General features: G+C 45.2%; 1 protein-coding gene. It reads right to left on the bottom strand.

Features of this window, described 5'->3' with window-relative positions; all coding sequences use genetic code 11:
• Positions 1-77: 77 nt before the first annotated feature.
• Positions 78-361, bottom strand: a 284-nt coding sequence (locus AAEY83_RS13330) for a CoA-transferase (RefSeq protein WP_351059498.1), incomplete at its 5' end; no start/stop codon positions are given.

Genomic DNA, 361 nt, shown 5'->3' with positions numbered 1-361 from the left:
ACTTTGCCGGTCAAATCCTGATGTAATTGGGTCGCCATATTTTATAGTCCTTTATTAAATAGCTTTATTACAGACTCCTACTGAGCAATGCTCACTGGCGTCTTTTCTTGTAGCTCATCAAAGCTCACACCTTCTGCCAGCTCGACCAATTTCAAACCACTATCAGTGACGTCTAATACGGCAAGTTCAGTGATAATACGATCGACCACCCCTTGACCAGTCAATGGCAGCTCACAATTGGCAAGAATTTTTGGCTCACCGTGTTTATTGACTTGCTCCATCAATACAATCACGCGCTGCACGCCAGCGACCAAATCCATTGCGCCGCCCATGCCTTTGACCATTTTTTTGGGAATCATCC

It is taken from the genome of Psychrobacter sp. TB20-MNA-CIBAN-0197, from assembly GCF_040309765.1.
Taxonomy (GTDB): domain Bacteria; phylum Pseudomonadota; class Gammaproteobacteria; order Pseudomonadales; family Moraxellaceae; genus Psychrobacter; species Psychrobacter submarinus.
This window is presented reverse-complemented; position numbering and strand designations above follow the sequence as displayed.